This is a genomic window from Acidimicrobiia bacterium (genome assembly GCA_035471805.1).
Taxonomy (GTDB): Bacteria; Actinomycetota; Acidimicrobiia; order Spongiisociales; family JAHEDJ01; genus JAHEDJ01.
In genome coordinates this window covers 86146-101132 of the sequence record DATIPS010000058.1, presented here as the reverse complement: position 1 = coordinate 101132, position 14987 = coordinate 86146, and the positions used below count along the sequence as shown (strand labels likewise).

The window sequence follows — 14987 nt, the reverse complement described above, 5'->3', positions numbered from 1 at the left end:
CGCATCATCCGCCGCCGGCCGGAGCCGTCTCGACGCTCTCGTCGGACTCTTGTGCCTTGCCGAGATTCGAGAGGATGTTGATTCCGGTTGCATTCTCGATCTGTTCGGTGATCCTGATCACAGCAGCCGGCAACTGCGACAGAACACCGGGGATACCCGGTTGTCCATTGCCCGCATCGATGACCGAGACCCGATCGATCGAAACGCCTGCAACGGTTCCCACGATCTTGTCGACGAGATCGGGGAGCATGTTGAGGACGAAGATCTGCTGCGCATCGGCCCCGGCCGCCTGATATTGGTCGACGAGCCGTTTGAAGACCTCGATCTGGGCTGAGCCGTCCTCGATGATCGAGGCCGCATCACCCTTGGCCTTGAGCTCTTTCGCCTCTTTATCGGCACGGGCAGGAGCCACGATGTCGGCTTCCAGCCTCCTTTGCTCGAGCTTGATCCGCTCTTGCTGCAGCTCCTGCTCCGCGATGGCCCTGGCCTTGTCTCCGGCCACCTTTGCCTGCTCTTCCTTGACCAGGGCATCCGCCTCGAGTTCGGCCGTGCGAACCCGCAATGCGTTCTCACGCTCGACGATCAAAAGGTCCGCTTCTGCCCGCGCCACCTCGGCTCTGCGGCGCGAATCGGCTTCGCTCTCCTGAGCCTCCGCCTGCCTCTCGGCTTCCGCCACGCGCGCTTCCTTGACGACCTGCGCCGTCCGCCGCCGCCCGACGGAATCGAGATATCCGGCCTCGTCGGTGACGTTCTGGATCTTCAGAACATCGAGATCCAATCCGAGTATCCGCATGTCGTCGTCTGCTTCTTCAATGAGGACGGACGCGAACTTGAGACGATCCTCGTTGACTTCCTCGGGAGTGAGAGTGGCCAGCACTCCGCGCAAGTTGGCCTCGAGCGTTTCCTTGGCTATCTGCTGTACGTACCCGGTCGGCCGGCTGAGGAATCTCTCAATCGCGTTGTCGAGGACGCCTTGCCGGCTCGAAATCTTCACATCCCCCACCGCCTGCACGTTCAATGGAATCGAACCTTTGGAATACGCGTTGAGCACCGAGAGCTCGATGGCAATGGTGTTCAGATCCATCCAGTCGACCTTCTCGAGCAGGGGAATCCGGACGGTGCGTCCGCCGCGGATGATCCGGTATCCACGTGCCGTGCCTTCGCCATCCTGACGGGATCGGCCTGAGATCACCGCTATGCGGTTTGGGGGGCAGATGACGATGAGGCTGCGCACGGCCAGCAGCACGATTACCACCGCAGCAACGACTATGCCTGCCAGCGTGATTGCAACTTCCATGCGAATGCTCCTATTCGTCCAGGTTCAGATGGCCAACGAGCGCGATCCCGTCGTCGATCTCGACGACCACCACGCTCTCTCCCTCTTCATGAGTCCCACCCCCAAAGGCCCGGGCCGTGAGGTAGACCGGTTGACCGTCCACATCCACCTCGATACGTCCTCTTCCATTCGCAACAATCGGAACGACCACCTTCGCCCGGGAACCTCGCAGATCGGAGTTGGTCGTTGTGCCACCGGAAGATGACCTCTTCAAGTAGGCGAACAGGCGAGCGTGCAGGTAGCCGGCGAACAGTCCCATGGCCACCGCCAGTACGAGGGTGAGGAAGTCGCCGACGCCCAGCCCTCGCAAGACGAGCCCGGTGATACCGAAGAAGGCGAACAGGAACACGATGGCTCGAAACGAGAATATCGACAGAACGGCATCGGCCACGCCGGCACCCGCGGATCCGACGATGCTCACACCGGCATCGACATCCGCATCACCGTCGACACCTGCATCGAGATCCGCGTCCGCATCGACATCAGCCGAGAAGAAGAGGAAGAACAAGACGAAAGGCCAGCCGACGAGCGTAGCGAACAGATACACGCTGAACATGACGGACCTCTCGACCTCTGGTGCCTCAAGCCCAACCTACCACCGGGCCCCACCGGCGCGACCCGGTGGCCCCCGGTCAAGACATCTCGGGAGCTTTGCCCCGCAGACCCCAGATGAGATCCGCCGCGAGAACGCCGACGGCTGCGACGACCGGCGAAGCGATCAGTAGCCCCACGGTTGTCCATCCGGACACGTCGCCCATACGCGGAGCAAGCAGCGCGGCCAGCAGCAGAGGCATGGAGCGAGCCGCAACGTGCGACGGTGAATCGCCCGGCACGGCCAGAGCCCAGCCCATGGCGAGGCCGGCGGCCAGGAGGCCGGAAGAACCGAGGAACAAGAGTGCAACGGACACGCCGATCGCCGTGGGAGCAGCCACCAAAGCGCGGGGTACCGACCCTCGCCGTGTGGCACCGTAGGCGGCAGCCCATACGGAGGCCGCCAACCCGAGAGGAGCGACGACCCAGGCACCGATCCTCAGCGTTGCGCCCATTGAACCCGCGACCGGGGCCTCGCCGCCGAAGAACCCCACAACTGCTGCCACACCACCCGCGATGAGCGCCGCGAGACCGACAACTGCGCCCCCGGTGAGAGCTATCGCGAATGCCCACAGGATCGCGACGGCGAGGGGCCGCGCCGCGGGTGGTCTGAACGATCGGGAAACGGTCATCGCACATAGAGTGCCAGATCGAAAGCCGGGCTGCGCTTCAGGACCTGATGAACTTGCAGAGCACCTTGATCAGACGGTCGGTGCGATCCTCGGTTATGAAATGTCCTGCACGGCGGAGTCGCGTGTGCGGCCGGCCCGCCGCACCGGGAATACCAGATTTGAACTCCTCCTCACCACCACTGTTCATCGGGTCGAGGTCGCTGAAGACCGTCAGGAACGGCTTGCTGAAGCGGCGCAGGGAACGCCAGGCGGTACGGTTCTCCGCAGCCGAGGGATCATCCGGACGGACCGGGACGAGACCGGGAAGGGCTCGCGCTCCGGACTTGAACGACTCATCCGGAAAGGGAGCGTCGTAGGCGTCGATCACACCCCGGGAAAGCTCGACGAAGCACCCTCCGTTCACTACCTGACCGACCGGAAGCACCGGCATGTTGTGGGCCATGAGCTTCCACATCGAGGACTCGGGCGACATCACCTGCGCGCCCGTAGGTAACCCGGTGTTCATGGCGATGATCCTCTCGAATGCTCTTGAACTCCCGGCAACGACGCGCAGACCTATCAAGCCGCCCCAGTCGTGAAGGATCAGCGACACTCTCCTGGGTTTGACCGACCGGAACCAGGCTGAGGTCCACTCAACCATCCGTTCGTAGGTGTAATCGTCGGTAGCGGCCGGTTTGTCCGATCTGCCGAACCCGATCAGATCAGGCGCCAGGACCCTGTGCCCGGCTCGGACCATCGGCGGGATCAGGTGCCGGTAGAAATACGACCAGGTGGGCTCACCGTGCAGCATGACGACGCTGGGTGCGTCGGCCGGTCCTTCGTCGACGTAGTGCATCCGCAGATCGGGGCCCCAGGCGTTCCGGATCTCCAGATAGTGCGGCTCGAACGGATAGTCGGGAAGCGACTCGAAACGCTGGTCCGGTGTCCGGAGAACCTTCACTCGTATCCCTCGCTCATGCAGGCTGCCGCCCTGTTCAACTTACCGCAGCGGCGGGGTCGGTTTCCCGGGCCGAATGACCCGAACCGTCCCGGACCCGATTCGGGGGAGGCTTCATCTGTGCCGTCGGCGGGCGGGCGCACTCAGCCCCAGGGATCTCCCTTTGGGGAGGCGTCCTCGCGCTCTTCGGTCAGGTCGATCGAACCGTCGGTCAAATCAATGACTGGATCCCGCTCCGCCGCCGAGCCGGGGAGATCCACGAACGTTTGCCTCTGATCGACTTCGTTGTGGTGGGACGAGAGTGGGCTGCGCCGGGGTTCTGACGCCGGCGCCGGGTGGTTGCGAAGGTCGACGGGTTCCGGTTCATTCCGCGGGAGGTCGATGAACGTCGGCCCGGACGGCCGCCGGGCAGCAGGAGGATGCAGGTTGGGCGGTGACTGCGCAAGGGAAGACGCCTCGGCCCGCGCCGCGATACGGTCTTCGAAATCCAGTCGTCGACTGCGCTGCCGGGCCAGCACCGCGATCACGAGGCCGGTTCCAACAACCGCGCACGCACCACCGAGGATCAGCCACCTCGAGAACGAGTCCTGTTCGACTGCCTGTGCGAGCAGGATCGGCACGATCATCGATTGCAGACGGTTCTGCTTCTGCGACATCACAATGACCCCCTCGATCGTTCGCCAGACTACCGAGTCGGTCTCCGTGGAGCGGAGCAATCATGCAAGCCGGAGAAACCGCAATGCCCGACCCGGCCGGCCCAGAGTCCCGGCCGCCGATCGCCCCGGATCAAGCCCACGGGTCGGCCGGCAATCGAGCCAGCTCCTGGTCGAGCGCCGGTTCGTATTCCTTCTCGAGTTCGGTCAGGTCGATGGTCACGACCAGATCGTCGCGCAGCGGCGGGGGCGGTGGCCGGAGGGGGCCGATCGGAGCAAAAGGAGGAAGCGGATGCTCGTCCGCGAGGGCGACCGGACCGACCGGAGGCTCAGGCGGGGCGCCGCCCGGAAGAACCACCGGTCCGGTGCCAGGCCCTTGTGAGGTGGCTTTGCCTTCCGCACCTGATGCTCGTCTGCGGGTGAAGAAGCTCGCCGGCATGGCCGCTATTCGAGGTCGCCGCCTGGAGCGAACGCGCGATATCAGGAAGACCGCGGCGCCCAGCGCCAGGGCGAACAGGACCGTCAACCATCCCCAGTCCAAGTTCGACAGCTGTCCGATTCTACGACTCACGGGTACACCAATATCCTCAGGCCGCGCCGCTACCTCCCAGGTTGAGCCTATCAAATCCGGGCGGGCGAGTCCCCTCCGAACGGGGTCGGTACGCGAAATCTCGAAAGGTTTCCGGTTTTCGCGCCCGACCGCGGTGCGATACAGTCTCACTTGCTTCCCCCGGCACCCACAACCGTTCGGTTTGTGATGCCGCCTTCCCTGGGTTGACAAAGAACCGCGCACTATGCGCGAAATAGCACGCGCCGAAGGTTGACGACTTTCACACGTGTAACTACATTCGCGTAACACACCACCAGATCTCGTGGTAGAGGCAAGCCCCGACCACAACATGTAGTGGTGGTGGTGGCAATAAATTGCAGGACACGACGCTTCGTGCCTGCCCAAGCGGCCCCGTCGAGCGCGGGGTATTCGGTCCCCTGGGGCTTCGCATCGGGGACGTTGGAGAGGGAGACAAACATGGGCCAAGGCCTGCGGATCAGCCGTCGCTTCACCGAAGCGGGAGTCGACCCATACGACAGCATCGAATGGGAGTACCGCGATTCGAGAATCAGCAACCCGGACGGTTCGATCGTATTTCAGATGACCGATGCGGAGATCCCGGCTTCCTGGTCACAGGTCGCAACCGACATCATGGTCTCCAAGTACTTCCGCAAGGCGGGTGTCCCCCAGTACGACGCCGACGGCAACGAACTCGTCGACGAATCCGGCATGCGCCTCACCGGTCCGGAGCGTTCCGCCAAACAGGTCTTCAACCGGCTCGCAGATACGTGGCGCTTCTGGGGTGAATCGAAGGGCTACTTCGCCTCTGCCGACGATGCGCAGGCATTTGAGGATGAGCTCAAGTACATGCTCGCCAACCAGATGGCGGCTCCAAACTCTCCGCAGTGGTTCAACACCGGACTCTTCAACAACTACGGCCTGACCGGTCCGGCGCAGGGCTTCTGGTTCATCGACGACGAAACGGGTGAACTGGTCGCCTCTCCCGACTCATACTCTCGCCCCGCTCCTCACGCCTGCTTCATCCTCTCCGTGGGAGACGATCTCGTGAACCCCGGGGGCATCATGGACTTGTGGGTCCGCGAGGCAAGGATCTTCAAGTTCGGCTCGGGTGCCGGATCCAACTTCTCGAACATACGCGCCGAGAACGAACTCCTCTCGGGAGGAGGCAAGAGTTCCGGCGTCATGTCGTTCCTCAAGATCGGCGATCGCGCCGCAGGCGCCATCAAGTCGGGAGGCACGACTCGACGTGCGGCCAAGATGGTCATTCTCGATGTCGACCACCCCGACATCGAAAAGTTCATCAACTGGAAGAAGGCCGAGGAGGACAAGGCCAAGGTTCTCATCCGGCACGGCGGGATGCCGGCCGACTTCAACGGAGACGCCTACGCGACGGTCTCCGGCCAGAACTCGAACAACTCCGTGCGGGTCACCAACGACTTCATCCAGGCCGTCATCGACGACGGGGACTGGAGCCTCACCAACCGCAAGGACGGCTCGGTTCGCAAGACTGTGAAGGCACGGGACATCTGGAGCCAGATCGCAGACGCCGCCTGGGCGTGTGCCGATCCGGGACTGCAATACCACACCACCATCAACCAGTGGCACACGTGCCCGTCGGGCGGTGAGATCCGTGCGTCAAACCCGTGCTCGGAGTACATGTTCCTCGACGACACGGCCTGCAATCTGGCCAGCCTCAACCTCGTCAAGTTCTACGACGACTCCGATCAGACCTTCGACATCGAGGCCTACGAACACGCCATCCGGTTGTGGACGGTGGTTCTCGAGATCTCGGTGGCAATGGCCCACTTCCCTTCCGAGGAGATCGCCCAGGGGTCGTACGACTACCGGACGCTGGGGCTCGGTTACGCCAACCTCGGGTCCCTCCTGATGCGCCAGGGCATCGCCTACGACTCTGCCGAAGGACGGTCTCTGGCCGGAGCGCTGACCGCGATCTTGACCGGCACTTCGTACGCAACCAGCGCCGAGATGGCTGCCGCCGTTGGTCCGTTCCCGAAGTATGGAGAGAACCGGGAGTCGATGCTCCGGGTCATCCGCAACCACAGGCGGGCTGCCTATGGAGAAACCGATTTCGAAGAGATCGGCCATGAGGTCATGTCCTTCGACGACTCCCTGTGTCCCTCCGATCTTGTCGCAGCTGCCCGCGGCTCATGGGATCGTGCACTCGACTGGGGCAAGGAAGTCGGGTTTCGGAACGCGCAGGCAACTGTGCTGGCGCCGACCGGCACCATTGGGCTGCTGATGGATTGCGACACGACGGGCGTGGAGCCCGACTTCTCACTGGTGAAGTTCAAGAAACTCGCCGGTGGCGGCTACTTCAAAATCGTGAACCAGTCCGTCGCTCCGGCGCTGGCCGCGCTCGGCTATAACGACAACGAGATCGAAGAGATCGTCGACTACGTGGTCGGAACCAACACGCTGCTGGGCGCTCCACACATCAATCGTCAGTCACTGACAGAAAAGGGGTTCAGCACCGAGGACCTGATCAACATCGAAAAGGTCCTTCCCACCGTGTTCGACCTGAAGCATGCTTTCTCGCCGTTCGTGCTCGGCGAGGAGACGCTCCAGAGGCTTGGATACAAGGTCGACGAGTACACGTCGTTCGACTTCGACTTGCTGAGCAAGCTCGGCTTCTCACGGGCACAGGTGATCGAAGCCAACGACGCAATATGCGGGCGGCAGACCATCGAAGGTGCTCCGCATATCGAAGACGACCACCTGCCCGTCTTCGATACTGCCAACCGCAACGGCCGTCACGGAACCCGGCTGATTCATCACGACGGCCACATCAAGATGATGGCTGCGGCGCAACCGTTCATATCGGGGGCCATTTCGAAGACGATCAATATGCCACACGAGGCCACACCCGCCGACATCGAAGGTGCCTACGAGTTGTCGTGGAGGCTCGGCCTGAAGGCGATGGCCCTGTACAGGGACGGATCCAAAGCTTCACAGCCGCTTTCGTCGACCACCGATGAAGCCGACAACGAGGAAGAGGACCAGGACATCAACGCTGCCCTCCAGGAAGAGAAAGCGCTGGCCTGGGGCCAGATCCCCGCGGGCCTCTCACCGACCGAGGCCTACGACCAGGGGATGCAACCGCCCCGCTTCCTACTCCCCGCCCGCCGCAGCGGGTTCACCCAGGAGGCTCGCATCGGCGGGCACAAGGTGTTCCTCCGCACCGGTGAGTACGAAGACGGAACGCTGGGCGAGTTGTTCATCGACCTGGCCAAGGAAGGCGCAACGCTGCGCGGCATACTCTCGTGTTTTGCCATCGCGGTGAGCAAGGGCCTCCAGTACGGAGTGCCGCTGGAAGAGTACGTCGACACGTTCGTGTTCCAGACGTTTGAACCGCGCGGCATGGTGGAGGGGCATCCGAACATCAAGATGGCCAACTCCATCGTGGACTACGTGTTCCGGGCGCTCGGCGTCGAGTACCTGCACAGAGACGAACTTGCTCAGGTGCCACCCGTTCGGCCGTCCGAGCTTCCTGAACCACCGAAGGGGCTGGCAGTGGAGGCCGGTGTCCAGTTGGACCTGACCGAGGCTGCGATGGAGGGCCAGATAGACGCTCAGATCGAAGCAGCCCGATTCGTCGATTCGCCATCATCGTCGCCGAACGGACCCAACGGCAACGGCGCCTCGACACGTGCCCCGGCCAAACCGGCAAGGAGCACGCCGCAGAGCTCGAGCAGAACGGCCACCGCAACAGTCACAAAGGCAAGACCTTCCACCGATGTGAGCGACGCACCGGCCTGCCCCAACTGCGGCAACATCACCATGCGCAGCGGTTCGTGCCACGTTTGCCTGACCTGTGGCGAGACCACCGGCTGTTCGTGAACCGGTGACGTAATCGAGAACGGGAGAGGCGCCGGCCGGCGCCTCTCCTGTCGTTTGGGGCCTCTAGCCGGTCGTCTCGAGCAGCTTGGTGGGCAGGGAGAGGATATAGGCGCTGATGGCCACCGCCAGGAGGACGAGGCCGATCCGTACGCCCAGGTTTGAGACGGCGAAGGACACGGTCATCGAGAAGGTGGCGGCGATGGCGACTATCGAAGCGGTCTTGGCCCGCGCGGTGAAACCGAGGCCTGCACGCCAATCACGCAGAATCGGCCCGAATACCCGATGGCCGAGCAACCAGCTGTCGAAACGTTCGGACGAACGCGAGAAGAAGTAGCCGGACAAGAGGACCGGCCCCGTTGTCGGAATGCCGGGCAACACGAGGCCGACGATGGCGACCCCGAGACTCAGAAAGCCGAGTCCCGCCAGAATTATGCGCGTTGGTTTGCGCCTTGCCTGCTGAGCCATGGCGGGCAGCATATCGGCTGAGGTTCCAACAGTATGTCGAAACGAAATCTTCCCTCAGCCGTACCAACCCGCCCGGGTTCCCTGCCTCCACGCAGAAGCGAGCCGCACCAGCACCAGGCCCGCCCCGGGATCGACGGCCGCCTCAGTCACCCTCTGCCGGCGACCGGCGCCTGACACGATTGAGTTGTGACCGGGCGCGGTCGAGGAGGCGGCGAGCCCACGGGAACTCCCTGGCCAGGATCGCCAAGCCTGCAACAACGAGCAGCCAGCCCGGCAGAAGCGGGAGGAACCAGCCGAGAACACCGATGACCAAAACCACACCGCCGATCACGAAGAGGGCGATGCGGATGAACAGGGGACGCTGTGACCGACTTTGCATGGCACCACATTGCCACGCCGGAGCCGCAATGCCGACTCGAATCGATGGTTCGCCTGAGAATCTCGCCGGGGGCAGCGAACGACCACACAGGGACGGGGTGCCGGGCGGGTAACCTCTGGCCGGATGGCACACGATACGATTCTGGTCCGGATCAACGGGCGCGATGCCCCCGGCATCACAGCCGGACTGCTCGATCTGCTCTCGCTCGGCAGAGCGCAGGTCTACGACATGGAACAGGTCGTGGTCAAGGGCCGCCTCACACTGGATCTGCTCATCGGAATCTCGACGGAACATCAGACGCTGAAGGACCTCTTGTTCTTCGGCTGGCAACGCGGGATCGACATCGAGTTCGAGATCGTGGAGGACCAGCCGACTCCGTCGCCCGGCCCCAGGTACGCGGTGACGCTCCTCGCGCCGGATCTCTCGGCGGAGGCCCTGGCCGGAGCAACTGCGGCAATCGCGGCCACCGGAGGCAACATCGATCGGATCAACAGGCTCTCCGACTATCCGGTCATGAGTTACGAGTTCATCGTCTCGGGCGCCGACTTCGATCGTCTCCGCGAGTCATTGCTGATGGCCTCCCAGGCATTCAGACTCGACATCGCAGTGCAGCCGGAGGGCCTTCAGCGCAGGGCCAAGCGACTCGTGGTGCTCGACGTTGATTCGACGCTCATCGAGAACGAAGTCATTGACCTGCTGGCCGAGGAGGCCGGACGGACGCAGGCGGTGGCAGAAATCACCGAACGGGCGATGCAGGGCGAACTCGAGTTCGAAGACGCCCTGCGGTCCCGCGTCCGCACACTCAAGGGACTCCCCGAGACCGCGTTGGGCCGTGTTGCCGAGAAGATCTCACTGACGGCCGGGGCGAGAACGTTCATCCGCACGCTGAAGCGTCTGGGGTACGAGATCGTGCTGGTCAGCGGCGGATTCGAGTTCTTCGTGGCGGCGCTGGGCAGGGATCTCGACATCGCCCTCACCTTCGCCAACCGTCTCGAGATCGCAGACGGCATTCTGACCGGTGAGCTGGAGGGCCCGATAATCGACAGGGCCGGAAAGGCCGAAATACTGCGCCGGGTGGCCGCCGACCTCGGTATCCCGGTCGAGCAAACGGTTGCGGTCGGCGACGGCGCCAACGATCTGGACATGCTCGCCGCGGCGGGTTTGGGTATCGCCTTCAACGCCAAGCCGGTCGTCCGGGAGGCCGCAGACACTGCGGTAACGGTCCCCTATCTCGACGCCGTGCTGTTCCTGCTCGGAATCCGCCGTACGGACGTAGAACAGGCCGACGCGGCCGACCCGAAGTTCAACGGCGAGCAACGACGCGGTCCCGGCCCCGCTTGATCGATTTTCTCAGCAATACTGTTGTTCCCCACGCGCCACGGTATTGCTGAGAAAATCCCGGGAACTCAGTTCCAGCCGCGGTCATCCTGTTTCAGTGCCGTATCGACCGACAATGCCGCGGCCACGACCAACGAGAGGAGGGGCTGCGGGAGGCGGCCGTGGATCTGCACGACGTAGTTGTCCGCCGTGGTGAAGATCGTCTTGGCCAGGCCCTCCCAGGTCTTGGTGATACGGGCCACTTCAGATCCCGTCACGTCCTCGATCCGGAAGTTCCAGGCCCGCCAGTTCTCCGCCTTGATCGCTCCAAGCTCCTGCCCACCCGATTCGAGGGCGAAGTTGATCTTCCCGATCATGTTGCGTTGGACGATCCGCCCGAGCTCCCGCCCTATCGGATCCTCTACGACCACCGTTGACTTGAACACCTTGGCCGGACGCGTCAGCCGCAGCAGAACGGTGCCCGACTGATCGACTATCTCCAGACGGTGGGTCATGAACTGGTCCACGGATGAAATCAGTCGCATCGCCTTCTTCAACGTCGACTGGCCGATCTGATTGACCGAGCCGAGCTGGTTGCCGTCTTTGTCGAACACCCCGTACTGATTCGACAGCTCGATCAGCTTGGCCTTCTGATTCACGACCAGGACTGGCTCGCTGAAGATGTCGCCGCCACCGGATCGGGCCGACTCGATCCCGGCGCCCGCGTAGCCGCTGCCTGATACCTGTTCACGGATCTTCTCAGGAGCCGAAGCATCGTCGAGCGTCATCGCCGCCTCCAAGCGGTCGAGTCCGTCTGCCGCATCCACCCCCTGCACACCGTTGTCCGCAACGTGTTCGGTCCAAGCCGAACCGTCCCAATAGCGGTATTGATGGCGCTTGGTTGGATCCGCAAACCAGCCGCGTTCGATTGCCATAGTTCCATCGTCGCACGTGGCCGGCCGCGTTGCCGCCCAAACGGGCATTCAATCCCGGATTCCGCCTTCCGGTGACACCAACGCCGCCTGGCGCCGTATCCTGTCAGGCGATCTACCTTGGAGGACCGATGAACTTCCCGCCCGAAGTCGAAGAACGCCTCCGCTCCGAGCCGATCATGTGGATGACCACGGTCACCCCGGACGGGCGGCCCCAGCCGTCACCGATCTGGTTCTTGTGGAGCGGCGCCGACATCCTCATGTTCAGCAAGGCGGATACGGCCCGCCTGACCAACATCGGCGCCAATCCGTATGTTTCGCTCAACCTGGACGGTGACGGACGCGGCGGAGCGATCGTGGTCATAGAAGGAAGCGCCCGGATCAATCGCGAGCACCCACCCGCCGAGGCGCTGCCGGAATACATCGAGAAGTACCAGTCCTTCCTCGACGACTACGGCTGGACGGCGAAGAGCTTCTCCGTCGACTACCCGGTGCCCATCCTCATCCAACCGAAACGCCTGCGGGCGTGGTGACCGCCTAGGCGAGGATCTCCTCGGTCGACAGCGTTGTCTCCATACCTCGCTTGGCCAGGTCGGCGTAGAACGGCTGGGGTTCCACCGATGTCTCCGGTGGATACACGCCCGGCTTGTCGAGCCGACCTGAGGCGAGCCACCGGCCGAGAATCGCGGCCGGAGTGGCGACGACGGCGGTACCGCCCGACACCTTCAACTCCGGTACCGGCCAGGCCGTCGTGTCGATGCGCAGCTTGACGGGCTGTCCGTCCCTCGTCCCAACGGCAACGGTGGCGATGTCCTTGTATCCGGCGTGCTGCGGCGGCTCCGGCTGGAGTTCCTCGAGCAGGTCTATCAGCAGCCGGCGGGGAACGACCCCTTCGACGTCGCCGACCTTCCTGGGCTCGGTGGAGGCGAGACCGACCGAAGCAAGGAACTGCAGCTTCCGCAATGCGGCTTCGGAGAATCCGAAGAAGCGAATCTTGAACTCACACTTCTGGATTCCCTTGTCTGCCAGGCTCAGCGGAATCGTCGCCACCTCGGAGTGCAGGGACAGGTGCGTCTTGGCGTAGCCGATGGGCTCCTTGAACGGGAACATCTCTTCCTCGCTCAGCGCCTCGACCGCCATGAACTCACCGTCGCGAAACACCATCGATGGTTCGACGATCTCATCGAAGATCGTCCACAGCGAATACGGCCACTTGAGCGTGTCCGACGGGTCCACGGTCGCACCGTTGTAGATGACGACCGAATCGACCGTGTCCAGCCGGGAGCCGAGATCGCCGGCGTGCACGTTGGCGATGCCGGGACATGCCCCGATGCCCAGCACGGCGGTCAGTCCTGCAGCCTCGAATCGATCGAACAGCTTCAACTGTTTGCGGGTGGTGAAGAACAGCCCACCGAGGTCGACGTAGTTGCAGCCGGAGCGCAGCGCCCCCTCCATCACGTCCAGGTTGATCTCATATTGCGCCGCGTTGACGACGGCGCCGGCACCCTCGAGGAAGGCGTCGAGGCTGTCCGGGTCGCGCACGTCGACCTGCGCGGAGCCGAACCCGAACTCTGCGGCCACCCGGGCGGCCCGCTCTCCATCGAGGTCACCGATGACGACCTCGTCCGGGGTGTCCCACACACTCAGGTCGCGGGCCGTTACTTCACCGATGATCCCCGCGCCGAGCAGCGCAACTTTCATCTCTCTACCTTTCGTGTCGCGCCCGATTGTCGCGGGCGGATTGTCAGTTCAGGCCTTGGCCTCTCTCAACGACTCCTCGAACACCTGCAAGGTCTTGGCGGCGTCTTCCTCGGTGTGAGCCGAACACAGGAACCACGGCTCCAGCGCGTCGTCGACCGGGAATACGCCCTTGCCGATCATCTTCCTGACGACCTCACCGTAGAGTTCCTCGTTGTGGTTGGCGGCATCGCGAAAGTCGCGTGGAGCCTCTTCGGAGAAGACCAGACCGAACATCGCCGGCACGCCGGTCACATGCACCGTCACCCCCTGATCGGCACAGACGGCGGCGACGCCCTCCATCAAGGTGCGGCCGATCTTCTCTATCTGGGCGAAGGGCTCACCGGTTGCGAGCTTCGCAATGGTGGCGGCGGCCGCGGCAACGGCGACCCCATTGGCCGAGTAAGTGCCGGCCTGGGCAATGCCACCCCTGGCCCAACCCTTGATCACATCGCCTCGTCCGGCGATCGCAGCCACCGGGAATCCGTTGCCCATCGCTTTGGCAAATGTGCCCAGATCGGGGTCGACGCCGAAGTACTCCCCGGCGCCGCCCAGGCCGATGCGGAACCCGGTCTTGACCTCGTCGAATATCAACACAGATCCGTACTCGGTGCAGAGTGTGCGAAGACCTTGGAGGAATCCGTCCTCGGGCATGATCCCGAAGGCGTTACCCAGCATCGGCTCGACAATGACGCCGGCGATCTGTTGCCCCTGATCCTTGAACAGTCTCTCTACGGCTTCCAGATCGTTGAAGGGCAACACACGAATGTACGACCGAATCGTCTCCGGAATACCCGACGAACTCTGCAACGGAACGGGACGGGAGCGTGAACCCAGCGCGGTTGGAGGCGCACCGGCCGTCGAGAACATGACGTAGTCGTGGACGCCGTGGTACTGACCTTCGAACTTGAGGATCACGTCACGTCCGGTGACTCCCCTGGCGAGGCGAATCGCGTGCATCGTCGCTTCCGTACCCGTGTTGCCGAACCGAAGCTGATCTGCCCAGGGAACGGCGGCAAGAAACTGTTCGGCCGCCTCGATCTCGCGACGCTGCGTCATTGCAAATGTCGTTCCGTCGGCTGCGGCCTCTGCGACTGCTCGCGCCACATCCGGGTCTCCGTGCCCGAGGATCACCGGACCGAAGCCGAGTTGGTAGTCGATATAGCGGTTGCCGTCCATGTCGATCACATGGCCGCCCTCACCCCGGGCGATGACCATCGTGTCGTCATCGCCCCAGTACCTGAACTGGCTCGATACTCCGTTGACCAACGCAGCCTTGGCGCGCCGGAACCAGGCTGCGGTCTGCTCTCCTTGCAGGCCCATCAGTTTGCCTCCTCGTAGGGATTGGATTCGATGTTCAGATTCCCGACCGCCCCGATGCGGGCGGTGAACACGCCCCGGCCGACCTGCCGGGGGGGTTCGCCGATCGGCTCGACGCGTTCCGCGGAGATGGCCGCGTCGCGCACCGGCAAATCACCCGTAACGGGGGCGGGGACACCGACTACGACGAGATCGCCAAAGCTCCGAGCGCCGTCAATTGGAGAGTCCCAGGGAATCACATTTCACCACCATCCAAGCT

The 14987-nt window shown here is 63.4% G+C and carries 15 protein-coding genes; 3 read left to right on the top strand and 12 right to left on the bottom strand.

What is annotated here, in order from left to right; all coding sequences use genetic code 11:
- Window positions 1-4 precede the first annotated feature (4 nt).
- The 6 genes from VLT15_12525 to VLT15_12500 all read right to left on the bottom strand — a co-directional run bounded on the left by VLT15_12525 (window position 5) and on the right by VLT15_12500 (window position 4720).
- Window positions 5-1297, bottom strand: a complete 1293-nt coding sequence (locus VLT15_12525) for an SPFH domain-containing protein (GenBank protein ID HSR46035.1) — start codon at window positions 1295-1297, stop codon at window positions 5-7.
- A 10-nt stretch (window positions 1298-1307) separates the two neighbouring features.
- Window positions 1308-1892, bottom strand: coding sequence for an NfeD family protein (locus VLT15_12520; protein ID HSR46034.1), 585 nt, complete (start codon window positions 1890-1892; stop codon window positions 1308-1310).
- 76 nt (window positions 1893-1968) lie between these two features.
- Window positions 1969-2559 carry a hypothetical protein gene (locus VLT15_12515; GenBank protein HSR46033.1) on the bottom strand — a complete coding sequence of 197 codons (591 nt, stop codon included), beginning with the start codon at window positions 2557-2559 and terminating at the stop codon, window positions 1969-1971.
- A gap of 37 nt (window positions 2560-2596) precedes the next feature.
- Window positions 2597-3499: a haloalkane dehalogenase gene (locus tag VLT15_12510; GenBank protein ID HSR46032.1), complete on the bottom strand. Its 903-nt coding sequence runs from the start codon at window positions 3497-3499 to the stop codon at window positions 2597-2599.
- Window positions 3500-3639: 140 nt separating this feature from the next.
- Window positions 3640-4155, bottom strand: coding sequence for a hypothetical protein (locus VLT15_12505; protein ID HSR46031.1), 516 nt, complete (start codon window positions 4153-4155; stop codon window positions 3640-3642).
- A 127-nt stretch (window positions 4156-4282) separates the two neighbouring features.
- On the bottom strand, window positions 4283-4720 hold the full coding sequence (locus VLT15_12500) for a hypothetical protein (protein ID HSR46030.1): 438 nt from the start codon (window positions 4718-4720) through the stop codon (window positions 4283-4285).
- A gap of 438 nt (window positions 4721-5158) precedes the next feature.
- Here VLT15_12500 and VLT15_12495 point away from each other — a divergent pair, with 438 nt between their 5' ends.
- A complete protein-coding gene (locus VLT15_12495) occupies window positions 5159-8578 on the top strand; it encodes a vitamin B12-dependent ribonucleotide reductase (GenBank protein HSR46029.1) in 3420 nt (1139 codons plus the stop codon).
- 63 nt (window positions 8579-8641) lie between these two features.
- Here the strand turns inward: VLT15_12495 and VLT15_12490 are convergent, their stop codons facing one another.
- Both VLT15_12490 and VLT15_12485 read right to left on the bottom strand, forming a co-directional pair.
- On the bottom strand, window positions 8642-9043 hold the full coding sequence (locus tag VLT15_12490) for a YbaN family protein (protein ID HSR46028.1): 402 nt from the start codon (window positions 9041-9043) through the stop codon (window positions 8642-8644).
- A 142-nt stretch (window positions 9044-9185) separates the two neighbouring features.
- Window positions 9186-9422: a PGPGW domain-containing protein gene (locus VLT15_12485; GenBank protein HSR46027.1), complete on the bottom strand. Its 237-nt coding sequence runs from the start codon at window positions 9420-9422 to the stop codon at window positions 9186-9188.
- 123 nt (window positions 9423-9545) lie between these two features.
- Between VLT15_12485 and serB the strand changes: the two genes are divergently transcribed.
- The gene (gene serB, locus VLT15_12480) at window positions 9546-10763 is read left to right on the top strand and encodes a phosphoserine phosphatase SerB (protein HSR46026.1); all 1218 of its coding nucleotides are present in this window, start codon (window positions 9546-9548) and stop codon (window positions 10761-10763) included.
- Window positions 10764-10828: 65 nt separating this feature from the next.
- On the opposite strand, the gene VLT15_12475 is transcribed toward serB, so the two are convergent.
- Window positions 10829-11674 (bottom strand): phospholipid scramblase-related protein, encoded by an 846-nt coding sequence (locus VLT15_12475; protein HSR46025.1) that lies wholly within the window; start codon window positions 11672-11674, stop codon window positions 10829-10831.
- Between the two features lie 128 nt (window positions 11675-11802).
- Between VLT15_12475 and VLT15_12470 the strand changes: the two genes are divergently transcribed.
- A complete protein-coding gene (locus VLT15_12470) occupies window positions 11803-12204 on the top strand; it encodes a TIGR03667 family PPOX class F420-dependent oxidoreductase (protein ID HSR46024.1) in 402 nt (133 codons plus the stop codon).
- Between the two features lie 4 nt (window positions 12205-12208).
- Here VLT15_12470 and VLT15_12465 read toward each other — a convergent pair whose 3' ends face one another.
- From VLT15_12465 to VLT15_12455, 3 genes are read right to left on the bottom strand one after another with little or no spacing between them, the layout of a single operon-like run.
- Window positions 12209-13372: a saccharopine dehydrogenase C-terminal domain-containing protein gene (locus tag VLT15_12465; GenBank protein HSR46023.1), complete on the bottom strand. Its 1164-nt coding sequence runs from the start codon at window positions 13370-13372 to the stop codon at window positions 12209-12211.
- A 48-nt stretch (window positions 13373-13420) separates the two neighbouring features.
- Window positions 13421-14731, bottom strand: coding sequence for an aspartate aminotransferase family protein (locus VLT15_12460; GenBank protein ID HSR46022.1), 1311 nt, complete (start codon window positions 14729-14731; stop codon window positions 13421-13423).
- Window positions 14731-14967, bottom strand: a complete 237-nt coding sequence (locus VLT15_12455) for a hypothetical protein (GenBank protein HSR46021.1) — start codon at window positions 14965-14967, stop codon at window positions 14731-14733. Before VLT15_12455 ends, VLT15_12460 begins: the two co-directional genes overlap by 1 nt.
- Between the last annotated feature and the right edge of the window lie 20 nt (window positions 14968-14987).

What these genes read in the sequence shown, in the direction of transcription:
- VLT15_12525 (HSR46035.1), bottom strand. Translation starts at nt 1,297, where the DNA reads ATGGAAGTTGCAATCACGCTGGCAGGCATAGTCGTTGCTGCGGTGGTA.
- VLT15_12520 (HSR46034.1), bottom strand. Translation starts at nt 1,892, where the DNA reads ATGTTCAGCGTGTATCTGTTCGCTACGCTCGTCGGCTGGCCTTTCGTC.
- VLT15_12515 (HSR46033.1), bottom strand. Translation starts at nt 2,559, where the DNA reads ATGACCGTTTCCCGATCGTTCAGACCACCCGCGGCGCGGCCCCTCGCC.
- VLT15_12490 (HSR46028.1), bottom strand. Translation starts at nt 9,043, where the DNA reads ATGGCTCAGCAGGCAAGGCGCAAACCAACGCGCATAATTCTGGCGGGA.
- VLT15_12485 (HSR46027.1), bottom strand. Translation starts at nt 9,422, where the DNA reads ATGCAAAGTCGGTCACAGCGTCCCCTGTTCATCCGCATCGCCCTCTTC.
- serB (HSR46026.1), top strand. Translation starts at nt 9,546, where the DNA reads ATGGCACACGATACGATTCTGGTCCGGATCAACGGGCGCGATGCCCCC.
- VLT15_12475 (HSR46025.1), bottom strand. Translation starts at nt 11,674, where the DNA reads ATGGCAATCGAACGCGGCTGGTTTGCGGATCCAACCAAGCGCCATCAA.
- VLT15_12470 (HSR46024.1), top strand. Translation starts at nt 11,803, where the DNA reads ATGAACTTCCCGCCCGAAGTCGAAGAACGCCTCCGCTCCGAGCCGATC.
- VLT15_12465 (HSR46023.1), bottom strand. Translation starts at nt 13,372, where the DNA reads ATGAAAGTTGCGCTGCTCGGCGCGGGGATCATCGGTGAAGTAACGGCC.
- VLT15_12460 (HSR46022.1), bottom strand. Translation starts at nt 14,731, where the DNA reads ATGGGCCTGCAAGGAGAGCAGACCGCAGCCTGGTTCCGGCGCGCCAAG.